The following is a 19,221-nucleotide window of genomic DNA, read 5'->3' as shown; positions in this document are numbered from 1 at the left end:
TGGCCGGACTACTGCTTGTAGCTGACCAGGAAGTTGCCGAGCCGCTCGATGGCGTTCTCCAGCTGGGAGGCCCAGGGGAGGGTGACCACCCGGAAGTGATCGTGCTCCGGCCAGTTGAAACCGGTGCCCTGCACCATGAGGATCTTCTCGGAACGGAGGATATCCAGCATCAGCTGGGAATCATCATGGATCTCGTAGACATTCGGATCCAACTTCGGGAAGGCATAGAGCGCACCCTTGGGCTTGACCACGCTGACACCGGGGATCTCATTGAGCTTCTCCACGGCCACGTCACGCTGCTTGTGCAGACGTCCCTGCTCAGCAGTCAGCGCATAGATGGACTGCCGGCCACCCAACGCCACCTGGATGGCATGCTGCGCCGGCACATTGGGGCACAGGCGGGTACCTGCAAGCAGTTCCAGACCCTCGATGAAACCCCGGGCGTGCTGCTTCGGGCCGGTCAGGATCATCCAGCCAGCACGGTAACCGGCCACCCGGTAGGCCTTGGACAGGCCGTTGAAGGTGATGGTCAGCAGATCCGGGGCCAGATCCGCGATGGAGATGTGCTTGGCACCATCGTAGAGAATACGGTCATAGATCTCATCGGCCAGGATCAGCAGCTGATGCTCCCGGGCGATGTCCACGATCTTCTGCAACACCGCCCGCGGGTAAACCGCACCGGTGGGGTTATTCGGGTTGATCACCACGATGGCCTTGGTCTTCGGGGTGATCTTGGCCTCGATGTCCTCGATGGAGGGGTTCCACTCATCCTCCTCATCACAGAGGTAGTGCACCGGCTTACCGCCGGCCAGGGAGGTGGCGGCGGTCCACAACGGATAGTCCGGGGCGGGGATGAGCACCTCATCCCCGTCATTGAGCAACGCCTGGGTGGTCATGGTGATCAGCTCTGAGACACCATTGCCCAGGAAGACATCCTCGACGTCGAACTCCGGGAAATCCTCCAGCTCATAGCGGGTGACGATGGCGCGCCGGGCCGGGATGATGCCCTTGGAGGTGGAGTAACCCTGGGAGGTCGGCAGGGCGGCGATCATGTCACGCATGATCACATCAGGGGCATCGAAACCGAAGATGGCGGGGTTGCCGGTGTTCAGCTTCAGGATGTTGTGGCCGTCCAGCTCCAGGCGCTCAGCTTCCGCGGCCACCGGGCCACGGATCTCGTAGAGGACGTTCTTCATCTTCTCGGACTGGTCGAAGACACGTGGGGCGCGACGGGGGGTCTGCTTCCGGGGCTTTTCGACGGTGGCGGATCCGGCGCTGGTGGTCTTGAGATCGTCCGCGGCGGCGGCTGCGGCGGCTGCACCCGGGGCCGACTCGCTGACCGGGTGATGGATGGTTACCTGCTGGGTGTCTGTACTCACCAGGAACACTTTGCCACTTTTGGTTTCACATCGGTAGATGGGGTGAGCAATCCGTGTCATGGGAAGGTGCGGACAGGCCCGGGGCAGGTCCCGCTTTCTGGGGAACTGGCACCAACCAGGAAGCATGAATCTTGGGAAGCTGAAGGGGGAAATTTCTTCTCGCCCCCGGCACTCCCACGTTGGGTTGATAGCTCGGGGATGACCGGTTCGTCGGAGGAACCTCGCAGGGGGTGCGCAGGGTGGGCTTGTCCTTTCCTTACCGCGAACCCCCAGGTCGCGACTGTGGATAAGCGCCCAAATGACAAAAACCACCGCATTCCCGGGCCGGGGGATGCGGTGGTTGTGTGTGCGGTGTCGATAAGCGCCGCTGTGGGGAAGGGATCAGGCGTTGACGAGTTCGGTTTCCGTGGTTTTCTTCGTCGCTTCCATGTGGGCGGCGAGCTCGGCTTTGGCATCCTCGCCGTATTTCTCGGTGCCCTCCGCCGGGAGGTAGGCGATGAGGTCGGTGGAGGTGCTCACCGGTTTGATGCGGTCGATGATGAAGACCAGGGCCAGGGAGACCACACCCCAGATGGCGAAGGTGCTCAGGTGGGCGCCCACCACATCCCCGTTGAAGTAGAGGATGGAGCGGATCGTCTCGACCGCGGCGGGCATGGGGAGGTAGTTGTGGAGGAGCCGGAAGAGTTCGGGTTCCATGTAGATCGAGAGCGCACCATTGGAGGCGGGCACACCCAGGAACATCAGGACACCGATCACCGGGATCACCGAGAGCATGCCGATGAGCCGTTCAAAGACCGCTGCGAACATGGCCACGCAGAAGATCGCCACGGCACCGGTGCCCAGCAGGGCCCAGAAGTGGCCGTCGATGGCGCCGGTGATCGGGTCGGCGATCAGCCAGACGAAGGCGGACATGAAGGGCGCGTAGATGGCGGCGATGGGCAGCAGTTTGCGCAGCGGTCGGCTGGAAGGTGCCGCGTTGGCGCCGACGATGATGATCATGAATCCAGAGAGCATCCAGCCCATGGCGATGTACATGGTGGAGGTGCCGTTGCTGTCCGAGTCCGGCAGCGGGGCGATGTCCTCAATGCTGAGTTCAATCTGCTGCGCGCCCATGACCTGGGTGAACACCTGGGAGATGACCATCTGGGCGCTGGAACTGCCAGCCTGGTTGCTCAGCAGGGTGGCGGTGGGGTTCTCGGCGCTCGGCAGGATCAGGGCACCGACGATCTCTCTTTCGGCCACCTGCTCCCGGGCTTCCGTCTCGTTGTTCAGGGCACGCAGATCGAAAAGTCCTGTCATGTTCTGTTCCAGGCCGGCGATGGTCTGTTCCGCCTGCTCGGTGGTGGTGCCCACCACGGCCACCGGCATGTCCTTCGGGCTGGGCTCATGCATGGCGCCGAGCATGACCGTCAGCATCATGGAGACCATGACGAAAGGGAAGACGAACAGGGATGCGTAGCGCCAGAAGCGTGACTTGGGGCGCTTGCCGCCGTGCAGCGAAGGCATGTTGATCACCATGGGCTTAGGTGCCGGGTGCTTGCGCTTTTTGAGGACATCATAAAGCAGGGTGGCACCCAGGCCGGCGATCGCGCCGAAGACCAGCACCAGCAGGTGCCTGCCTGCTCCCGCCCCACCGAAGTAGAGCTCGGAGCGCAATGCCTCACCAATGGCCGGCATGGGCAGGAAGGCGTGCAGCTGGGTGTAGAAGGAGGGCATCGTCGAGATCGGGAAGCTCATGTTGGAGGCCGGCATTCCCAACACCATGAGGAAGAGCATGCCCACCAGGACTGCCATGGGGCCGAAGAGACGGGTGAAGAAGAGCTGTACGCTGCCGATGGCGAAGACCCCCAGCCAGGAGATTCCGAGTACCGCGGTGGTGTGTTCACTGCCGACCACACCCAGCATCGGGCCGGTGACCAGCCAGGCAAGTGCCGCGATCAGTGCGGACCAACCCGCCAGCAGCGGCAGAGCACGGCGAAAGCGCAGTAGTTCCGGGGAGTTGGAGATCAGCACGCTGAAGGGCAGATAACCTGCCATGACCAGTGCGGTGGTCAGAAACATTGCGGCCAGGCCGGAGATATCCTGTTCCGGCAGCGGGGCCAGATCCTCGGTGGTTAGTTCCAGGTCGAGGGCGAGCACCTCCGGGGCCACCAGGCCGGTGACGGTGGAGCCGAGTTGGGCGCCGGCTCCGCTGGCGGTGTACAGGGTGGCGGTGGAACCACTGAGGGATACCGCGGCGGTGACCTCACGGTCGAAGACCATGTTCCGGGCGGTCTGCTCATCGGCAGCCACCTCCACGTCCACCGCGCCGGGGTTGTTCGCCACGAGGTTCTGGGTGAAGGCCTGGGTGACGGTGGTGTTGCCGGTGACGGCGATGGGCATGTCATTGGGGCTGGGGGAGTGCATGGCGCCCAGGTAGCCGGTGATCATCATGCCGACCATGAGCACCGGCATGAGGAACATCGCCACATAACGGCCGATCTTCTCCGCCTTCTCACGTTTGGCGGCTGCCGCGGCTGCTGTTTCTACACTTGGGGCTTCGGGGTCGGAGTGCTCCGGCGGATAGGTGGTGCTGCTCAAGAAGGTGCTCCTGTGAGTGGGATGGATCTGGCCGGGGGAACGCTCTCAGGGATCTGAGGCGCCCTGGCGGGCTGGTTGGGGAACCAATTTTCCGAGTTTAAGACACTTGGCGTAAATTGAGCAAGGAATGTGCTGGGAAACATATGTCAGTGTTGGGCTCCGGTACCGTTCGAGTCAGAAAGAGGGAGGGCCACTGATGGGACAGCGCAGCGAGCGGGCGCAGCGGGCATTGCTGGATTCCGCCGAGGAGCTCTACGCCCGGCACGGGATCGATGCGGTGTCCAACCGAAAGATCACCGAACATGCCGGGGCGTCCAATCATTCGGCCGTGACCTATCACTTCGGCGGGCGGGATGAACTGATCAAGGCCCTGTTGCGTCGGCAGCTGGCGGAGATGGAGTCCCGGCGCGCCGAGCTGGTGGCCGGGTTGGCTGCTGATGCCGGTCTCTGGGATCTGGTGGCCTGTCGGATCCTGCCGTTGGTGGAGCAGTTGGCGGCGCTGCCGGTGCCCAGCTGGCGGGCACGTTTCCTCCATCAGGTCCATGGGGTTTCAGCGGTGGCGCCCCTGATGAATTCCGCCTTCGATGACAGTGAGACCCTGGCGGAGGTGCGGCGGCGGGTCCTGCCCCATGTTGAGGGGGTGCCGGAGAAGGTGCTGCAGGCCCGTTCCGGGATCCTCGGGCACATGGTGTTGGGGTTGTGTGCGGAATATGAGGCACAGGTGGAGGCCGGCACCCAGGAGGGGGACTGGATCAGTGTGGGCTATTTTCTTATCGACGCCGTGACCGGCATGCTCGTCGCCCCGGTCACCCGGCGCGGTGGCCGGGTGGCACCCGCTTCCTCCCACAACCTGATCTAAAGGCAGAAATCCGCCGCTTCCCCAGGCGGGGGAGGCGGCGGATCGGGCCCGTCGATAAGTTCTTTTTAAACGTTGAGTTCTTCGCGGCCTGCTGCGGCGCGGGCGAGCGCACGGATCGGACGCATCACGAAGACCAGGGTGAACAGCAGGGCGGCGGACACCACGGAGCCACAGGCGAAGGCGATGAACGCGCCGTCGACACCCGCGGAGGTGGAGAGGAGGAAGCCGATCACCATCGGGGCCATGATGGCGCCGATACGACCCACGCCCACGGACCAGCCGACCGCGGTGCCACGCAGGTGGGCCGGGAAGTACTTGGTGATGGTGGCATTTAGCAGGATCTGGGTGCCGTGGGTGCCCACGCCGGCGACGATGAGCAGGACGTAGATGACCCAGACCGGGACACCGCCCTGCATCATGACGAAGAGGGAGATGGCGGCCAGTGCAGCGGCGACGGCACCCGCGGACATCGGGGTGAAGCGGTCACCGGCCCAGGCGGTGATGGCGGAGCCGGCGACGGCGCCCAGGTTCAGTGCCAGGGAGAAGGTCAGGGCGGAACCGAGGTCATAGCCCTTCATCTCCATGAGGGTGGGCAGCCAGGTGCCCAGGCCGTACCAGGCGAAGGTGGTGCCGGCGGTGCCGACCACCAGCGCCAGGGCTGCGAGCAGGTAGGGCTGGCGGAGGAGTTCGCCGAAGCCACCCTTCGGTGCTTCCTCGGTGTCACCGGCCTTGGTGGCGGGCTTGTCCGCGAGGGTCTCGGGGACCCACTTGAGCACGGCGGGGATCATCAGCAGACCGATAATCACCGGCAGGTAGAACATGGTGCGCCAGTCGAAGTTCTGCAGGATCGGGATGCCGATCAGTGCGGCGATACTGCCACCCAGCGGAATGCCGGACATCATGGCGGTGGCCACAACAGCACGCCAGCGGTTGGAAACCAGCTCAGCGGACAGGGCCATGACCGCCGGGACCAGGCCTCCCAGGCCGATGCCCGCGAGCAGGCGCATGGCGCCGAAGACAGTGGCGTTCGGGGCCAGGCCACAACCGAGGGTGGCCAGGGTGAAGATGATCGTCACCAGGATCATGGTGCGCTTGCGGCCGAAGGCGTCCGAGAGTCGGCCGGCGAAGAGTGCGCCGACCATCATGCCGATGAAGGCCATCGAACCGACGGTGCCGGCATTTTCCTTGGTCAGGCCGAAGGTCGGGTCTGCGAGCAGGGTGGACTGGACGGTGCCGTAGACGATGAGATCATAGCCATCGAAAACCAACAGCAGCCAGCACAGGACCAGGGCAAGAACATTGCTCTTTCCGGCCACGCGGCCGGTCTTCACCGCTGAATCAGCAATTGCAGACATCGGATACCTCACTAGTTCGTGATCAGGCGGCGAGGAAAATCTCGCGCACAAAAACCCGGGACGCTCCTGAGGGAACATCCAGGGTGGGACGGCAGAACTCGCGCCTGGGGGTTGAAACACTGCACGGGGCGCCTTGAAAGGGCGTGCCGGGGGTGAGTTAAAGCCCCTGGAAGTTTCACAACCGAAGTCTCCGAGATGGAGAGGTCGGGTGAAATATAAGGGCCAGATTCAACTCCACGGTGGCGGATAGCGACATGCTAACACCCATATGTGCCGCGTCACCTAAATTGTTCACTGTGAGAACAGTCCCCAAGTGGGGGGATTGAGCGGGGCATCGCGTGCTCCATGTTGTTTGAACTGGGCTTTCACTGGGAAAGTAAAATACGTCACAGTGAGGTGAAATAGGGTAGCTGATCAGGGCTGGGCAAGGATTAAAATCGAGTAATTGACATTCATTTCTTATTTGGCGGGGGTGATTAGCGGGGGAGGGTGTGGGTGTAGGGGAGGACAAGGAGTGCTCCCCGGCTCTCAGATGGTGACCCCCGGGGAACCAGCTCCGGGAGGATAGGAAAGACGAAACCCGCCACCAGGGGGAACGAATGCTCGGTGACGGGTTGCGTGGTTGGACAATGTGCCCCCAGGTTAGGGCTTCTTCTTGTCCAGAAAGTTCTTGGCCACATTCATCGCCTGAGACGTCAACTCATGCTGACGCTGCTTGCGTTCCACCCGCAGCTCTGCAGCCCGGATCTTTTCGGAGGTGCGCAACTCCCGGAGACGGTTGCGCTCCAGCTGACGTTTGCTCGGAACATGCCAGGATGCCGGGCCGATCTTCATCACGTACAGCAGGATCGCCATCATCGGGATGAAGAGAAGGAAGAGGGCGGAGAAACCACTGATGGCTGGGGCCGCGACCGCCGTAGCCCCGATGGAGGCGATGATGGTCAGACCCAGGATGCCGGCCTTCGGGCGGGAAGCTGAATGGCGGGCCTCTTCAAGCTCCTTGGCGCTGTAGATCGGCTGCAATTCCTGGCCGACCTGGCTGGCCACAAACTTCTGGGGCAGATCCAGGAAGAGGGCATCGAGTTCCCCACGGGTCTGGGCGGCCGCGACCTTCCGGCAGCGTTCGTCGTACTCGGCAATGCTCAAACGCCCCTCGGACATCGCACGCCCCAGCTGAGACATGGCTGCGGTGCGTTCATCATCACTGAGTCGGACGTTATAGCTACTGAGAGGGTCGACGTTCATGCTCTCAATTCTAGACCCTGGGAAAATAGGTGTCTGTCCGGGATTTCCCTGATTTTCCGGGGCGAGGAACCAGGGGGTTTCTTAAACGGAAGGGATTCTTCCTTCTGAATCCATCTGGCACTCAGGCGAAGCAAAACCCCAAGCAAACGCTGCTTGGGGTTTCGGGCTTAAGAATCGGACTGTTCCTCCGCAGATTCCGTGGGCTTGGCTACCGGAGGGGTCGCTGAACCGGGAGCGGCGGGCGCACCACCCGGAGGAACTGGTGCACCACCCGGAGGGGCCGGAGCTGAAGCACCGGGAGCAACAGGTGTACTACCAGGGGTCGGCGGCTGAGGTGCTGCTCCACCGGGGGCGGCCGGCGCGCTGCCGGGAGCAGGGACAGCCGCGCCGGGTGGGACCGGGGTGGAACCCGGTGCTGCTGGGGCACCGCCGGGGGCGGTGGGTGCTCCACTAGACGCTGCGGGAGGTGCCGGAGTGGCTGCGCCAGGAGCAGCGGGTGCCCCACCCGGTGCAGCTGGTGCGGAACCGGGAGCTGCGGGAGCTCTGCCCGGCGCGGTGGGCACCCCGCCAGGGGCGGTGGGAGCAGACCCCGGTGCAGCCGGGACTGCCGGGGTGGCTGCACCGGGCGCTGCGGGTGCGGAACCGGGAACTGCAGGTGCTCCGCCCGGCGCGGTGGGTGCTGCGAGAGGTGTCGGAGTGGCTGCGCTGGGCACCGTAGGCGTTCCACCTGGCGCTGCCGGTGCGGAACCTGGAGCCATAGGGGTTCCCCCGGGTGCCCCACCTGGTGCTGCAGGGGTTGCCGGAGAAGCAGCGCCGGGGGCTGCCGGTGCAGATCCGGGAGCCAAGGGTGCAGACCCTGGTCCCGCGGGTGTGCCGCCTGGGGCGGTGGGTGTTCCACCTGGTGCTGCCGGTGCAGAACTGGGCGCTGCTGGGGCGCTTCCGGGAGCAGCGGGCGTCCCACCCGGTGCCGCGGGAGTGGTTGCACCGGGTGCGATAGGTGCGGAACCGGGAGCCAAGGGTGCTCCACCCGGCGCGATGGGTGCAGACCCAGGTGCCGCGGGAGCCATTGCACCAGGAGTCCCCGGTGCGCCCGGTGCCGATGGAGCAGCCGGAGCTCCTCCAGGTGCTGCTGGCGGGGTGGGAACTCCACCCGGTGCAACCGGGGTGGATCCCGGTGCTGGGGGAGTCATCGCACCCGGTGCCGCAGGCGCACCTAGTGCCCCTCCCGCCGGCGGTGCGACCGGGGTCGAACCTGCCGTGGGTGCGGGGTTGGTCTTCGGGGCGTCGTTAAGCGCCTTGTCCTTCTTCTTCGGGGTAATGCCCAGGTTGAGGGCTTCCCGGGTGGGGGATTCGAGGAACTGCTTTTCGCGGGGTGCGGGGAGCGTGCCGTCGACAAGCACGGAGTCACGCAGCATGCGGGAGACATCCCGGACCTTGGGCTGCTCGGCCTTGGGGGCGTCGGAAAGTGCCTTGACACCATTGCCGATCATGACGTTGCAGAAGGGGCAGCCCACCGCAATTTCCTCGGCACCGGTGGAAAGTGCCTCGGCGGTGCGGTTCTCGTTGATGCGGGTGCCGATGTTCTCCTCCATGAACATCCGAGCACCGCCGGCACCACAACAGAAACCTTCGTTGCGGTTGCGGTCCATCTCGCGGACCTCCATGCCGGTGACGTTGAGGAGTTCCCGCGGCGGGTCGAAGACCTTGTTGTGGCGGCCCAGGAAGCAGGGGTCGTGGTAGGTGATCGGCTTGCGGTTTTCCTCGGTGCGGGGGACCGGGGTCAGCAGCTTCTCCCGCACCAGGCGGTTGAGCAGCTGGGTGTGGTGGAAGACGTCATAATGGCCGTCGAAGTCGGGATACTCGTTGCGCAGGGTGTTGAAGCAGTGCGGGCAGGTGGTGATGATCTTGCGTTGCCCCTCTGGCACACCCTCGAAAACGCCGTTGAGGGTTTCGATATTCTCCGCCGCCAGCATCTGGAAGAGGAACTCATTGCCGGCGCGACGGGCCGGATCACCGGTACAGGTCTCACCCTTGGACAGCACCGCGAACTTCACGCCCGCGGTGTGCAGCAGTTCGACGACCGCGCGGGTGGTCTTGCGTCCATCATCATCGAAGGCGCCGGCGCAACCGACCCAGAAGAGGTATTCGGTGTCCTGGAAATCCTGGATGTCTTCACCGAAGACGGGGACCTCCAGACCATCGCGCCGGGCCTCCTCGACCCAGGTGGCGCGCTGCTTGTTGTTCTGACCCCAGGGGTTGCCCTTGGCCTCGAGGTTCTTGAAAAGTCCGGTCAGTTCGGAGGGGAACTCCGAGTCCGCGAGCACCTGGAAACGGCGCAGGTCGGAGATGTGGTCGATGTGTTCGATGTCCACCGGGCACTGTTCCACGCAGGCACCACAGCTGGTGCAGGACCAGAGCACATCATCGCTGATCACCCCACCTTCCCCGGCGAGCTTGAGCACATCCATCCCGGCATGGGAGTTGTCCTGATCCAGGGAGGAGGGGTCCATCAGGTAGGAGGCGTTGGCCACGGCTGCCTCACGGATGTCCATGACGAACTTCTTGGGGCTCAGGGGTTTCTCGGTGGCCCAGGCGGGGCACTGGTCCTGGCAGCGGCCGCACTCCGTGCAGGTCGAGACGTCGAGAAGCATCTTCCAGGAGGCGTCCTGGAGGGTGCCCACCCCGAGCACATCATCATCTTCGACATTGTCCATGGTCAGGGCCTTGCCCCGGGACTCCATGGGCTTCATCTTGCCCAGGGCCTGCTCCCCGGTGGGGAAGCGGCGGAAGTAGATGTTGAAGAAGGCGAGGAAACGGTGCCAGGCCACACCCCAGGTGAGGCTGCGGGCCACCAGGATGAGGAAGGCCATGCCGCCGAGCAGCTTGAACACGGCGAAGACGGAGACCATCACCGGGCTGGCGGGCAGCAGTTCGGCGATGTGGATGCTGAGGAAATCAGCGACCGGGTGGCCGCCCCCGAAGGTGGCGATCTTGCCGGCCTTGACCAGCAGCATGCCCAGTCCCTCCAGCAGGACGATCGCCTCAATGGCCCAGGCGGCCTGCTTCTGGGAGTAGTAGAAACGGGAACTGCGCTCACTATGGCCCAATTTCATGCGCACCCCGATGAGGAAGAGGATGCCGATGATCGTGCCGAGCGCCAGCACCTCCTCCACGAAGTGGTACACCGGCCAGGAATTCAGGAAGGGCCAACCCCCGGCCGGGTCAAAGGCCTGGATATAGGCCTCGAACCAGACAATTGAGCCGAAGAGGAAACCGACCATCACAAACCAGTGCGCCACACCCACCCAGGGGCGTTTGAGCATGGTGGTGTGGCCGAAGATTTCCTTGGACATGGTCCAGAGGCGCTTGATGGGCTGATCGAAGCGGGGGACGGTGGTGGGCTGTCCGGCGGTGATGAACCGGAAGAGGGTGCTCACCGCCTTGATGAAGAGCACCCAGGCGGGCAGGGACAGCAGGATGCCGATGAATCCGAGCACGATGGTGGCGGTGCTCATGCTCGGCGGTGCCGCGGCGAGGAACAGAGAGCTCACGTTTGAATCGTTCCCTTTGCTAAAGGCTGTTATATGGGCTGGTCTCAAGAGCTGCTTTGAGAGTCAGTTCCCCAGCTTAGGGGGTGGGGTGGACATGGCCTAAGCCTGCGCAGGGTTTTTATGCGGGGAGGCCAGGAAAGCGTGCATGAGAGTTGCCCGGCCCGGGGGGAGGGGCAGGGTCTGGCTGGGGATATTCATCCTGGGGAGATCGGCTTCATGTGCCAGGGGTCCGCGGCGGGATTCAACCGAGACCATGAAACTTTTCGGTTCCGCCCCTCTGCACTATGCCTCGGTGAGGATCACCGACCCGGCACCAGCCCCGCCAGCCGGGCGATCCTCAACCCGGTGTGCAGCTCCCGGCGGAAGACACCGTCATGGAGATCCCCGCTGAGGGCGGCACGCAGCTTGTCCAGCCGGTAGTAGAGGGTGGATCGGTGGATGTGGAGGTTAAGTGCGGTGCGCTGGGCATCCCCGCCGGTATCCAGGTAAGCCGTCAGGGTGTCCAGCAGGTCCGGGGAATCCACCGCCGCCAGTAGTTCCCGGGCGCTGGGGGGAAGATCATCCAGGGTGAAGTCCTCCACCGGCATCCGGGCCAAGGTCCCGTCCAGCCCCACCTGCTCCCAGGCGGCCACGATGCCATGATCCGCAGGAGCCAACCAGGAGGCCCGCCAGGCTAATTGCGCCCGCTGGAAGGAGCGGTGGATCTCCGACAGTGTGCTCAGCGAACCCACCCCGGCCCGGACCGGGCTCAACTCAGGGCTGGAGAGAATACGGCTCAGGCGGGGGACAACCACCGGGCGGGGAAATACCAGGACACCAAGGTGGTTTTTCAGGGTGCCGCCCACCACTGTTGCGGTGGAGGTTTCCCGCACAAACTGCAGGGTGCGTGCCACCGCTTGCGAGGTCTTCTCATTATCCAGTGCGGTGGCGGCACGCGGATCCACCCCCAGCGCCACGGCACAATACCCGGCGGCGGAACTCAGGAGACGCTCGCGGAGGAGATGCTCAGCCGCGGACTCCCGTTCCCCGGCAGCCCCGCTGACCAGCGTCACCGCCAGGCGGTTGGCGCGGGCGTCGCGTCGGGCCTCTTCCTGCTGTCGGGCGCCCAGCAGTTCGGCCAGCTGCTCGGTGGCTTCCAAGGCTGCCGAAAGGGGTGCAGAGAGGGGTGTTTCCTCCTGCCCTGGTGCCACCGCGGGTAGGAGCAGATGCCCGATGATATGACGCTGCGGATCCAGCAGGCGGATGAACAACACGGTACCGACCTCGGGTAACTCCTCGAGGGAGTACGGGGCTGTGGCGGTACGCGGTGCAGGCCAGGAGTCACTGTGGGTGAGCAGGTGGAAAAGCCTGCGGCGGTCCTCCGGGCTTTCGTGGATGGAATAAGCCACCACCTTCCCCGCCTCATCAATCAACGCGATCCTGCACCCCAGGGTTTCAGAGAGATCCTGGAGCGCATCATCGAGTTCGGGGAGTTGATCCATGACGTTCACCCTATCCAATTCCGACAAAGTGTCGGAAAATTTCTTGAACAAGCGGCACAAAATGCTGATGCTTTCAGTGTTGCTGCACTCCTACACTCAGGCCCAGACACATTCACCTGGAGGAAGGCACACCATGACCACGATTTCTGCCACTGGCCAAGGAACCCGCATCGCCATCGTCGGAGCCGGCATCGGCGGGCTCACCCTGGCCGTGGAACTGCGCCGCCGAGGCCTGGAACCACAGGTCTTCGAGCAGGCCGCCGAACTACGGGAGGTAGGTGCCGCAGTGGCACTATCCGCCAATGCAGTCAGATTCCTACGGGACCGCATCGGGATCGGGGAGCAGCTGGCGGAAAAGGCCGCAGATGTCGATGGCCTCATCTTCCGGGATGGCCGCGACGGCCGGGTCCTCGGCAGGGTTCTCTCCCGCTCTGAATACCATGAGCGCGCCGGGGCACCCTACTACGGTGTCCACCGCGCGGACCTCCAGCAGATGCTCAAAGAAGCACTCGGGGAAGAGGGGCTGCACCTGAACAAGAAATGCGTGCGCGTTGAGGACGGCCCACAGTCCGCGGTACTCCACTTCGCCGACGGCGACTCCTTCGAGGCCGATCTGGTGATCGGTGCCGATGGCATCCGCTCCCAGCTGCGCAAGGAAATCCTCGGCTACGATGACGCTCAATTTTCCGGCTGTCACGGCTGGCGCGGGATGGTTCCCCCGGAGCAGGTGCCCTCCCTGCCGGACCCGGAGGCCATCCAGTTCTGGATGGGCCCCGGCGGACACCTGCTCCATTACCCGATCGGCAACGGTGAACAGAACTTCCTGCTGGTACGCCGTCACGACGGTCCCTGGGCAGATAAATCCTGGGTGGTACCGGCCGAGAAGGATGAACACCTGGCAGCCTTCGAGGGCTGGGATCCGGCCTTCATCGAGATGATCAGCGCCGCCCCCGCAACGGAACGATGGGCACTCTTCCACCGCCCACCCCTCCACCAGTGGAGCCGCGGACGGATCACCCTGCTTGGCGACGCCGCCCACGCCATGGTCCCGCACCACGGCCAAGGCGCCAACCAATCCATCGAAGATGCGATTGTGCTGGCAGACTGCCTGATGGAAGGCCTGGAACAGGGTTCCGGCTGGGATGCCGCACGCCAGCGCTACCAGGACATCCGGGAGGGCAGGGCGCGCCGAGTCCAGATCACCTCCCTGGCCACCGCCGATATGCTGCACCTTCCCGACGGTCCCCTGGCGCAGGAACGTAACGCCCGTCTTGGTTCCCCGCAGGTCTGGGACCGCTCCCTGGCCTGGATCCACGAGCATGTGGCGGACCGTCAGCTGAGCCCGGCAGGTATATAGACGGCTGGTGTGTATCTGGGGGAGAAGGGGTGTCTCCCGCCCCAGGTGATCTGACCCGGATGAATCAGGTGGGCAGCCGGCTGACCCCCATGACTTCTTAGCCTGGGGATTCCCCGCCGCCGCACAGCAAAGCAAGTGATGAGGGCCTGGCTGACAGGGAAGAGCCGGACCGCACTTGAACAGCAGGACCTTCTGCCAACGGTTTAGCTCGGCCCGGATCGGGTCGGCTCGGGAGCCGGGGGATTGAGAATGGGGGCAGCTACCTGGGCCGTGTACGCGGGCAGCACCATCAGGGCTGCGGTGGCGATGATCATCGCCACACCATGTTGATTGCTCAAGATCGGGAACTCCCTTTTCGATCCAGATTCTCAGCCGGTGGAATTTTCAGCCTGCCATCATTATGGATGGCGCTGAAGCTCTGGGGAAGATGAATCGAGATAATGGGCAGATCTTAACCGGAAATGTCCTCCTTTTCGGGGGCTTAGACAAGGAAGTGGCCGGGGTTGCTGTGACTGGGGGAGGGAAAGTTGATCTTCAACCTCCCATTTGCCGACCTTAAGAGTGTTTTCCCATCCTCCTGGAAGCATGCCACCCTCTTGTAGATCCAGAGAATATTTTTCCCGCTGCCCTGAGGAACCTGGAGTATTCAGGCAGTTCAGGGAAGGGGTGGTCTCGGCCTGGAATGATTGCAGATTGGTATAGACCATTGAAAATGGTCACACGAAGGGGAAAGGTAGGAAGGGTTGTTGCTGAGCGGGCCATGAGAGTTCGCTCCACGACAGCGCGGTCATGGGCGAGCGTCCCGTACCGCAGAGGGAGTGCATCATGAAGAACTGGCTTCTACCCCTGGGAATTGGTGCCTGCGTAATCCTGGCGGGCATCATCTATTTCACCACCGGATCTGCCTTACTCGCCTTATTGCTGGCCTTGGGCGGAATGCTGCTTGCGGTGGTCGGCCATCCGATCACCGGACATGTACCCCGCCGGCGCAGCGATACTGATGCCAAGGCCACTAAGCAGCACCAGGAGGAAAATCCCGGTGCCACCGTCGGGGACTCGATCGAGGTGCTCTCCCGGCAGGAGTGATATCCCCCGGGGTCGTTGGTCTTCGGCAGGTTTTCGCCCGGGAATATCTCCGAAGGGTAAGGATTATCTTTCAACATCATCCTGTCTAATCCAAGGATAAGGCTTATCCTTGGACTGGATTTCCCCCGTACGCTATCCCAGATCTATTGAAAATCAGGTTGGGTTACTGAACTGTGAGGTTTGCGAAATCTCCTGGAAATCTTCCCGGGGAAGTGGGGGATGCCCTCATTCCCGGGGACAGAACCCGGGTCTGCCGAAGAAGGCCCGGGAAATCCATTTTATGTCACCCGCCATCTGGCTAGACTGCAGTCACCAGGTGAGGGAAATCACCACAAAGAACATTGATGGGTGACACGTGTGAAAGAACTGCTCTTTGAACATGAGGGTCGGCTCGCAGAGGATCTCTTTGAATTTTCTGAGACGATAGACACCTTGGTGGAATCGGAGGTTTCACTCCAGGACTTCTTTGGGGCGGTGGCAAGGTGTTTGAATCGGGTGATTCAGGGGAGTGTGTTCCGGCTCCAATTACAGGCGTTGCCGGATATTTCCCCGGCCGCCGAGGGCTGGTCGAGCTTGGGGGAGGGGGAGATCATTCTCCAGATATCCCCGCCTCTTCCAGATCTTGCGGCCCGTCTGGTGGAGCAGCGCCTCATCCATGCACTGAAGATCATTCTGCGCAATGGCCCGGCCACAACGGCCGTCGAAAGTGATGCCGACCGGCTCCGTTCCCTGCTGGGAAAGTCGGGCAGTCCGGCGCAGCGTGTCGATAATCTGCAGCGTCTCGGCCTGGCTGAATCCCGCTTATTGACGGTCGTGGCCATCGCCGGTGACAGCGGTGAGCTGCGGCGCGCGGCAGCCCTGGCACAGGACTTGGGGGGCGGGCAATCTCCGCTGCTGGCCCGGGTGGGCGATGTTCTGGCGGTCATCCTGCGGGAGGAACCACATCAGGAAGTAGGTGTTCCCAAGGGGTTGTCCGTGGGGTTGGGGGAGGCCCTGCCGCCGGAACGGATCCATGAATCCTGGGAGGGGGCGAAAACCGCCCTGCGTTTCTCCCAGCCGAGCAAGAGCCGCCGGGCCCCCCACCGCGTGATTGACGCTGTGGTCGTGGATATCGCCAAGGTGGGTTGCCTGCGGGTGTTGGTGGATGCGGTGGACCATCGTAATGTGCGGGAGCTTGATGATGTCCGGGCGATTCATGAGTTGGCGGAGAAGGGTCCGCCGGACACTCTGAATGTATTGGAAGCGGTAGCTGCCACCGAGTCGATCCGCCAGGCCGCTCAGTTGGTGCATCTGCACCACAACACGGTGGCCACCCGCGTTGACGCGGCGGAGGGGGTGTTGCGTTTCCCGCTTCGAGAAATATACGGACGCACCCGGCTGCTGATCGCGTTGACCCTCTATCGCCTGCATGGCAGCTCTGGGGCGCGAAGGTTGGACGGGGCTCCTGTTCACGCTTGATCACAGCTATTAGCCAATTGTCCCTGATTGCTTAACAATCATTCGCCATGTGCCCGATGACCTGGCCCCGCTCCGTGATTAGTGTCTCTAACAAGTCAAGAAGATGATTTACATCACACTTGAATGGGCACGTTAGAGACTGAGGAGTCGACATGGCTATTGATGAGGCAACCAAGCAGTTCCTGGCACAGGCCGGGGAGAACCCCGACGCTAAGCCGATCCACCTCTCCACCCCGGAGGAAGCCCGAGCCGGCGCCCTGGCCACCCTGGACCTGATCGGCCCCGGTGTGGACATGGCCGAGGTTCAGGACCTCAAGCTGAAGAGTTCCGAGCAGGACGCGGACTTCGAGGTACGCGTACTCAAGCCCACGGAGCAGCCCAAGGGCATCTTCATCTACCTCCACGGCGGTGGCTGGGTGGTCAGCGACATCGTCGCCTATGACGCTATCGGCCGCCAGCTCGCCCAGGAGACCGGCTACACCGTGGTGCTGGTCAATTACCGCAAGGCCCCGGAACACGCCTACCCGGCGGCTCCCAATGACTGCTGGACTGCCCTGCAGTGGGTGGAGGAGCACCGCGCCGAGCTGGCCGAAGAGGGTGCACCCCTGGTTATCGGTGGAGACAGTGCCGGTGGAAACCTCGCTGCCGCCATGACCCTGCGCTCCCGTGAGCTGGCTGGCCCCAAGATCGACTTCCAGGTGCTGGTCTACCCGGTCACCGACGCCGACTTCACCCGCCCCAGCTACCTGGACCCGGAGAACCAGCTGATGCTGATGACCGAATCCATGGTCTGGTTCTGGGATCATTACGCCCCGGTGGAGAAGCGCGGGGAGCAGGAAGCTTCCCCGATCCGCGCCGAATCCCTGGCAGGGCTGCCCGACGCCTATGTCGCCATCGCCGAGCATGATGTGCTCCGCGATGAGGGTGAGGCCTACGCCAAGCGACTGGCGGAGGAGGGCGTGAAGGTTGAGACCGAGCTCTTCCCGGGCCAGATGCACGGCTTCATCTCCATGTTCAACATCCTGCCCGCCAGCGCACAGCTGATCAGCCGCATCGCGGAGCAGGTCCTGCAGCGTGCTGCTGTCACCGAGGAGGTCCGCTAATCATGAAAACTGATGTTGATGTCGTGGTTGTCGGTGCCGGCTTCGCGGGCATCTACGCCACCCACCTGCTGCGCAACAAGAATGGTCTTAGTGTTCAGGGCTTCGAGAAGGGCTCCGGGGTCGGCGGCACCTGGTTCTGGAACCGCTACCCGGGTGCTCGTTGTGATGCCGAGTCCATCGTCTACTCCTACTCCTTCGATGATGAGATCCAGCAGGAGTGGACCTGGTCGGAGCGTTGGGCCACCCAGCCGGAGATCCTGAACTACGCCAACTTCGTGGCCGATAAGCTCGGTGTCCGGGAGTCCTACGCTTTCAACACCGAGGTGACCTCCATCGAGTGGGATGATGCCGCCGGCCTCTGGACCACCACCACCGCCGAGGGCAGGTCCACCACCTCCCGCTTCGTCATCACCGCGGTGGGTTGCCTCTCCGCGGCCCAGATGCCGCAGTTCGAGGGCCTCCAGGATTTCCAGGGCGAGCTCTATCACACCGGATCCTGGCCCCATGAGGGCGTGGACTTCGCCGGCAAGAAGGTCGCCGTCATCGGCACCGGCTCCTCCGGCATCCAGGCCATCCCGGTGATCGCCCAGCAGGCGGATCAGGTCACCATCTTCCAGCGCACCCCGAATTACACCGTCCCGGCGCGCAACCGCACGCTCGGTGTGGATGAGATGGCACTAGTCAAGGCGGTTTATCCGACCCTGCGGGAGAAGCTGAAGCAGACTCCGGCCGGTGTGATGGTCAAGCCGCCGATCGGTTCTGCCCTGAAGCTGCCTGCGGAGGAAATCCGGGCTGAGCTGGATAGCCGTTGGGCCCAGGGTGGCCCGACCTTCATGAACGCCTTCACCGACACCATGTCGGACCGGCAGGCGAATGAGATCACCGCCGAGTATGTCCGGGAGAAGATCGCGGAGATCGTCAAGGACCCGGAGCGGGCCGAGCTGATCACCCCGAAGTCTTACCCGGTGGGCACCAAGCGCATCTGTGTGGACACGGATTATTACGAGACCTACAACCGCCCGAATGTGGAGCTGGTGGATGTCCGCGAGCATCGCATCGAGCGCATCGGTGCCAAGGGGCCTGTGGTCAATGGTCAGGAATATGAGTGCGACATCCTGGTCATGGCCACCGGTTATGATGCGATCACTGGTCCGCTGCTGCGGTTGGGCATCAAGGGCCGGGAGGGTCTGCCCCTGAAGGAGGCTTGGGATGAGGGCGGCAAGTCCTACCTGGGTCTGTCGGTCGCAGGTTTCCCGAACCTCTTCACCGTGACCGGCCCGGGCAGCCCCTCGGTGCTGACCAACATGATCCCCTCGATTGAGCAGCATGTGGAGTGGATCTCCACCCTGCTGAGTGATCTGGAGGAGCGGGGCATCGAGCGGATCGAGGCTTCCGCTGAGGCTCAGGAGGAGTGGGTGGCCAAGGTCAACGCCATTGCGGCCCAGACCCTCTACCCGGAGGCAGCCTCCTGGTACATGGGCTCCAATATCCCGGGCAAGCCCAGGGTGTTCATGCCCTACGCCGGTGGTCTCCACACCTACCGTCAGCTCTGTGATGAGATCGCGGCCGCCGGATACACCGGCTTCACCCTCGGTGAGGATGCGGAGAGCAGCGCGGCGAAGCCGTTGGTGGGTGTCGCCACCGCCTGATTCATCCCCGGTTTCAGCTTGAGGACCGGCATCTCCTGTCATAACAGCAGGAGGGTGCCGGTCTTCGGCTTTTCTCGGCGTGCTGCTTGGGGGAAGGACACGAGGGGGCGCATGAAAA

The 19,221-nt window shown here is 63.3% G+C and carries 13 protein-coding genes; 6 read left to right on the top strand and 7 right to left on the bottom strand.

Going from position 1 to position 19,221, the window contains the following annotated elements:
- Positions 1–8 precede the first annotated feature (8 nt).
- Positions 9–1,196, bottom strand: coding sequence for a pyridoxal phosphate-dependent aminotransferase (locus tag COCCU_RS12675; RefSeq protein ID WP_156232875.1), 1,188 nt, complete (start codon positions 1,194–1,196; stop codon positions 9–11).
- A 564-nt stretch (positions 1,197–1,760) separates the two neighbouring features.
- Complete coding sequence (locus COCCU_RS12670) at positions 1,761–3,959, bottom strand: ABC transporter permease (RefSeq protein ID WP_231598773.1); 2,199 nt, start codon at positions 3,957–3,959, stop codon at positions 1,761–1,763.
- A 196-nt stretch (positions 3,960–4,155) separates the two neighbouring features.
- Between COCCU_RS12670 and COCCU_RS12665 the strand changes: the two genes are divergently transcribed.
- Positions 4,156–4,818 carry a TetR/AcrR family transcriptional regulator gene (locus COCCU_RS12665; RefSeq protein WP_197088365.1) on the top strand — a complete coding sequence of 221 codons (663 nt, stop codon included), beginning with the start codon at positions 4,156–4,158 and terminating at the stop codon, positions 4,816–4,818.
- 65 nt (positions 4,819–4,883) lie between these two features.
- Here the strand turns inward: COCCU_RS12665 and COCCU_RS12660 are convergent, their stop codons facing one another.
- The 4 genes from COCCU_RS12660 to COCCU_RS12645 all read right to left on the bottom strand — a co-directional run bounded on the left by COCCU_RS12660 (position 4,884) and on the right by COCCU_RS12645 (position 12,450).
- Complete coding sequence (locus COCCU_RS12660) at positions 4,884–6,173, bottom strand: MFS transporter (protein WP_156232006.1); 1,290 nt, start codon at positions 6,171–6,173, stop codon at positions 4,884–4,886.
- A 642-nt stretch (positions 6,174–6,815) separates the two neighbouring features.
- The gene (locus tag COCCU_RS12655) at positions 6,816–7,418 is read right to left on the bottom strand and encodes a DUF1707 SHOCT-like domain-containing protein (RefSeq protein WP_156232004.1); all 603 of its coding nucleotides are present in this window, start codon (positions 7,416–7,418) and stop codon (positions 6,816–6,818) included.
- 167 nt (positions 7,419–7,585) lie between these two features.
- The gene (locus tag COCCU_RS12650; RefSeq protein ID WP_156232871.1) at positions 7,586–10,933 is read right to left on the bottom strand and encodes a heterodisulfide reductase-related iron-sulfur binding cluster; all 3,348 of its coding nucleotides are present in this window, start codon (positions 10,931–10,933) and stop codon (positions 7,586–7,588) included.
- 335 nt (positions 10,934–11,268) lie between these two features.
- Positions 11,269–12,450, bottom strand: a complete 1,182-nt coding sequence (locus COCCU_RS12645) for a PucR family transcriptional regulator (RefSeq protein ID WP_156232002.1) — start codon at positions 12,448–12,450, stop codon at positions 11,269–11,271.
- A 133-nt stretch (positions 12,451–12,583) separates the two neighbouring features.
- On the opposite strand from COCCU_RS12645, the gene COCCU_RS12640 reads away from it, so the two are divergent.
- A complete protein-coding gene (locus tag COCCU_RS12640; protein WP_156232000.1) occupies positions 12,584–13,807 on the top strand; it encodes an FAD-dependent monooxygenase in 1,224 nt (407 codons plus the stop codon).
- 203 nt (positions 13,808–14,010) lie between these two features.
- Here COCCU_RS12640 and COCCU_RS14860 read toward each other — a convergent pair whose 3' ends face one another.
- The gene (locus tag COCCU_RS14860; protein WP_269434461.1) at positions 14,011–14,145 is read right to left on the bottom strand and encodes a hypothetical protein; all 135 of its coding nucleotides are present in this window, start codon (positions 14,143–14,145) and stop codon (positions 14,011–14,013) included.
- Between the two features lie 487 nt (positions 14,146–14,632).
- Here COCCU_RS14860 and COCCU_RS12635 point away from each other — a divergent pair, with 487 nt between their 5' ends.
- The 4 genes from COCCU_RS12635 to COCCU_RS12620 all read left to right on the top strand — a co-directional run bounded on the left by COCCU_RS12635 (position 14,633) and on the right by COCCU_RS12620 (position 19,103).
- Positions 14,633–14,893 carry a hypothetical protein gene (locus COCCU_RS12635; RefSeq protein WP_156231998.1) on the top strand — a complete coding sequence of 87 codons (261 nt, stop codon included), beginning with the start codon at positions 14,633–14,635 and terminating at the stop codon, positions 14,891–14,893.
- A 495-nt stretch (positions 14,894–15,388) separates the two neighbouring features.
- Complete coding sequence (locus COCCU_RS12630) at positions 15,389–16,351, top strand: helix-turn-helix domain-containing protein (protein WP_156231996.1); 963 nt, start codon at positions 15,389–15,391, stop codon at positions 16,349–16,351.
- A 152-nt stretch (positions 16,352–16,503) separates the two neighbouring features.
- Positions 16,504–17,454 carry an alpha/beta hydrolase gene (locus tag COCCU_RS12625; protein WP_156231994.1) on the top strand — a complete coding sequence of 317 codons (951 nt, stop codon included), beginning with the start codon at positions 16,504–16,506 and terminating at the stop codon, positions 17,452–17,454.
- A 2-nt stretch (positions 17,455–17,456) separates the two neighbouring features.
- Entirely contained in the window at positions 17,457–19,103 is a 1,647-nt protein-coding gene (locus tag COCCU_RS12620) for a flavin-containing monooxygenase (RefSeq protein WP_156231992.1), read from the top strand.
- Positions 19,104–19,221: the final 118 nt, after the last annotated feature.

The sequence above is a fragment of the Corynebacterium occultum genome, assembly GCF_009734425.1.
GTDB lineage: Bacteria > Actinomycetota > Actinomycetes > Mycobacteriales > Mycobacteriaceae > Corynebacterium > Corynebacterium occultum.
The sequence above is the reverse complement of the archived record's forward strand: the minus strand, read 5'-3'. Positions and strand labels throughout refer to the sequence as shown.

Bases quoted from the DNA above. Each gene is read 5' to 3' on its own strand.
- COCCU_RS12675 (WP_156232875.1), bottom strand. From the start codon at position 1,196: ATGAAGAACGTCCTCTACGAGATCCGTGGCCCGGTGGCCGCGGAAGCT.
- COCCU_RS12665 (WP_197088365.1), top strand. From the start codon at position 4,156: ATGGGACAGCGCAGCGAGCGGGCGCAGCGGGCATTGCTGGATTCCGCC.
- COCCU_RS12660 (WP_156232006.1), bottom strand. From the start codon at position 6,173: ATGTCTGCAATTGCTGATTCAGCGGTGAAGACCGGCCGCGTGGCCGGA.
- COCCU_RS12655 (WP_156232004.1), bottom strand. From the start codon at position 7,418: ATGAACGTCGACCCTCTCAGTAGCTATAACGTCCGACTCAGTGATGAT.
- COCCU_RS12650 (WP_156232871.1), bottom strand. From the start codon at position 10,933: ATGAGCACCGCCACCATCGTGCTCGGATTCATCGGCATCCTGCTGTCC.
- COCCU_RS12645 (WP_156232002.1), bottom strand. From the start codon at position 12,450: ATGGATCAACTCCCCGAACTCGATGATGCGCTCCAGGATCTCTCTGAA.
- COCCU_RS12640 (WP_156232000.1), top strand. From the start codon at position 12,584: ATGACCACGATTTCTGCCACTGGCCAAGGAACCCGCATCGCCATCGTC.
- COCCU_RS12635 (WP_156231998.1), top strand. From the start codon at position 14,633: ATGAAGAACTGGCTTCTACCCCTGGGAATTGGTGCCTGCGTAATCCTG.
- COCCU_RS12625 (WP_156231994.1), top strand. From the start codon at position 16,504: ATGGCTATTGATGAGGCAACCAAGCAGTTCCTGGCACAGGCCGGGGAG.
- COCCU_RS12620 (WP_156231992.1), top strand. From the start codon at position 17,457: ATGAAAACTGATGTTGATGTCGTGGTTGTCGGTGCCGGCTTCGCGGGC.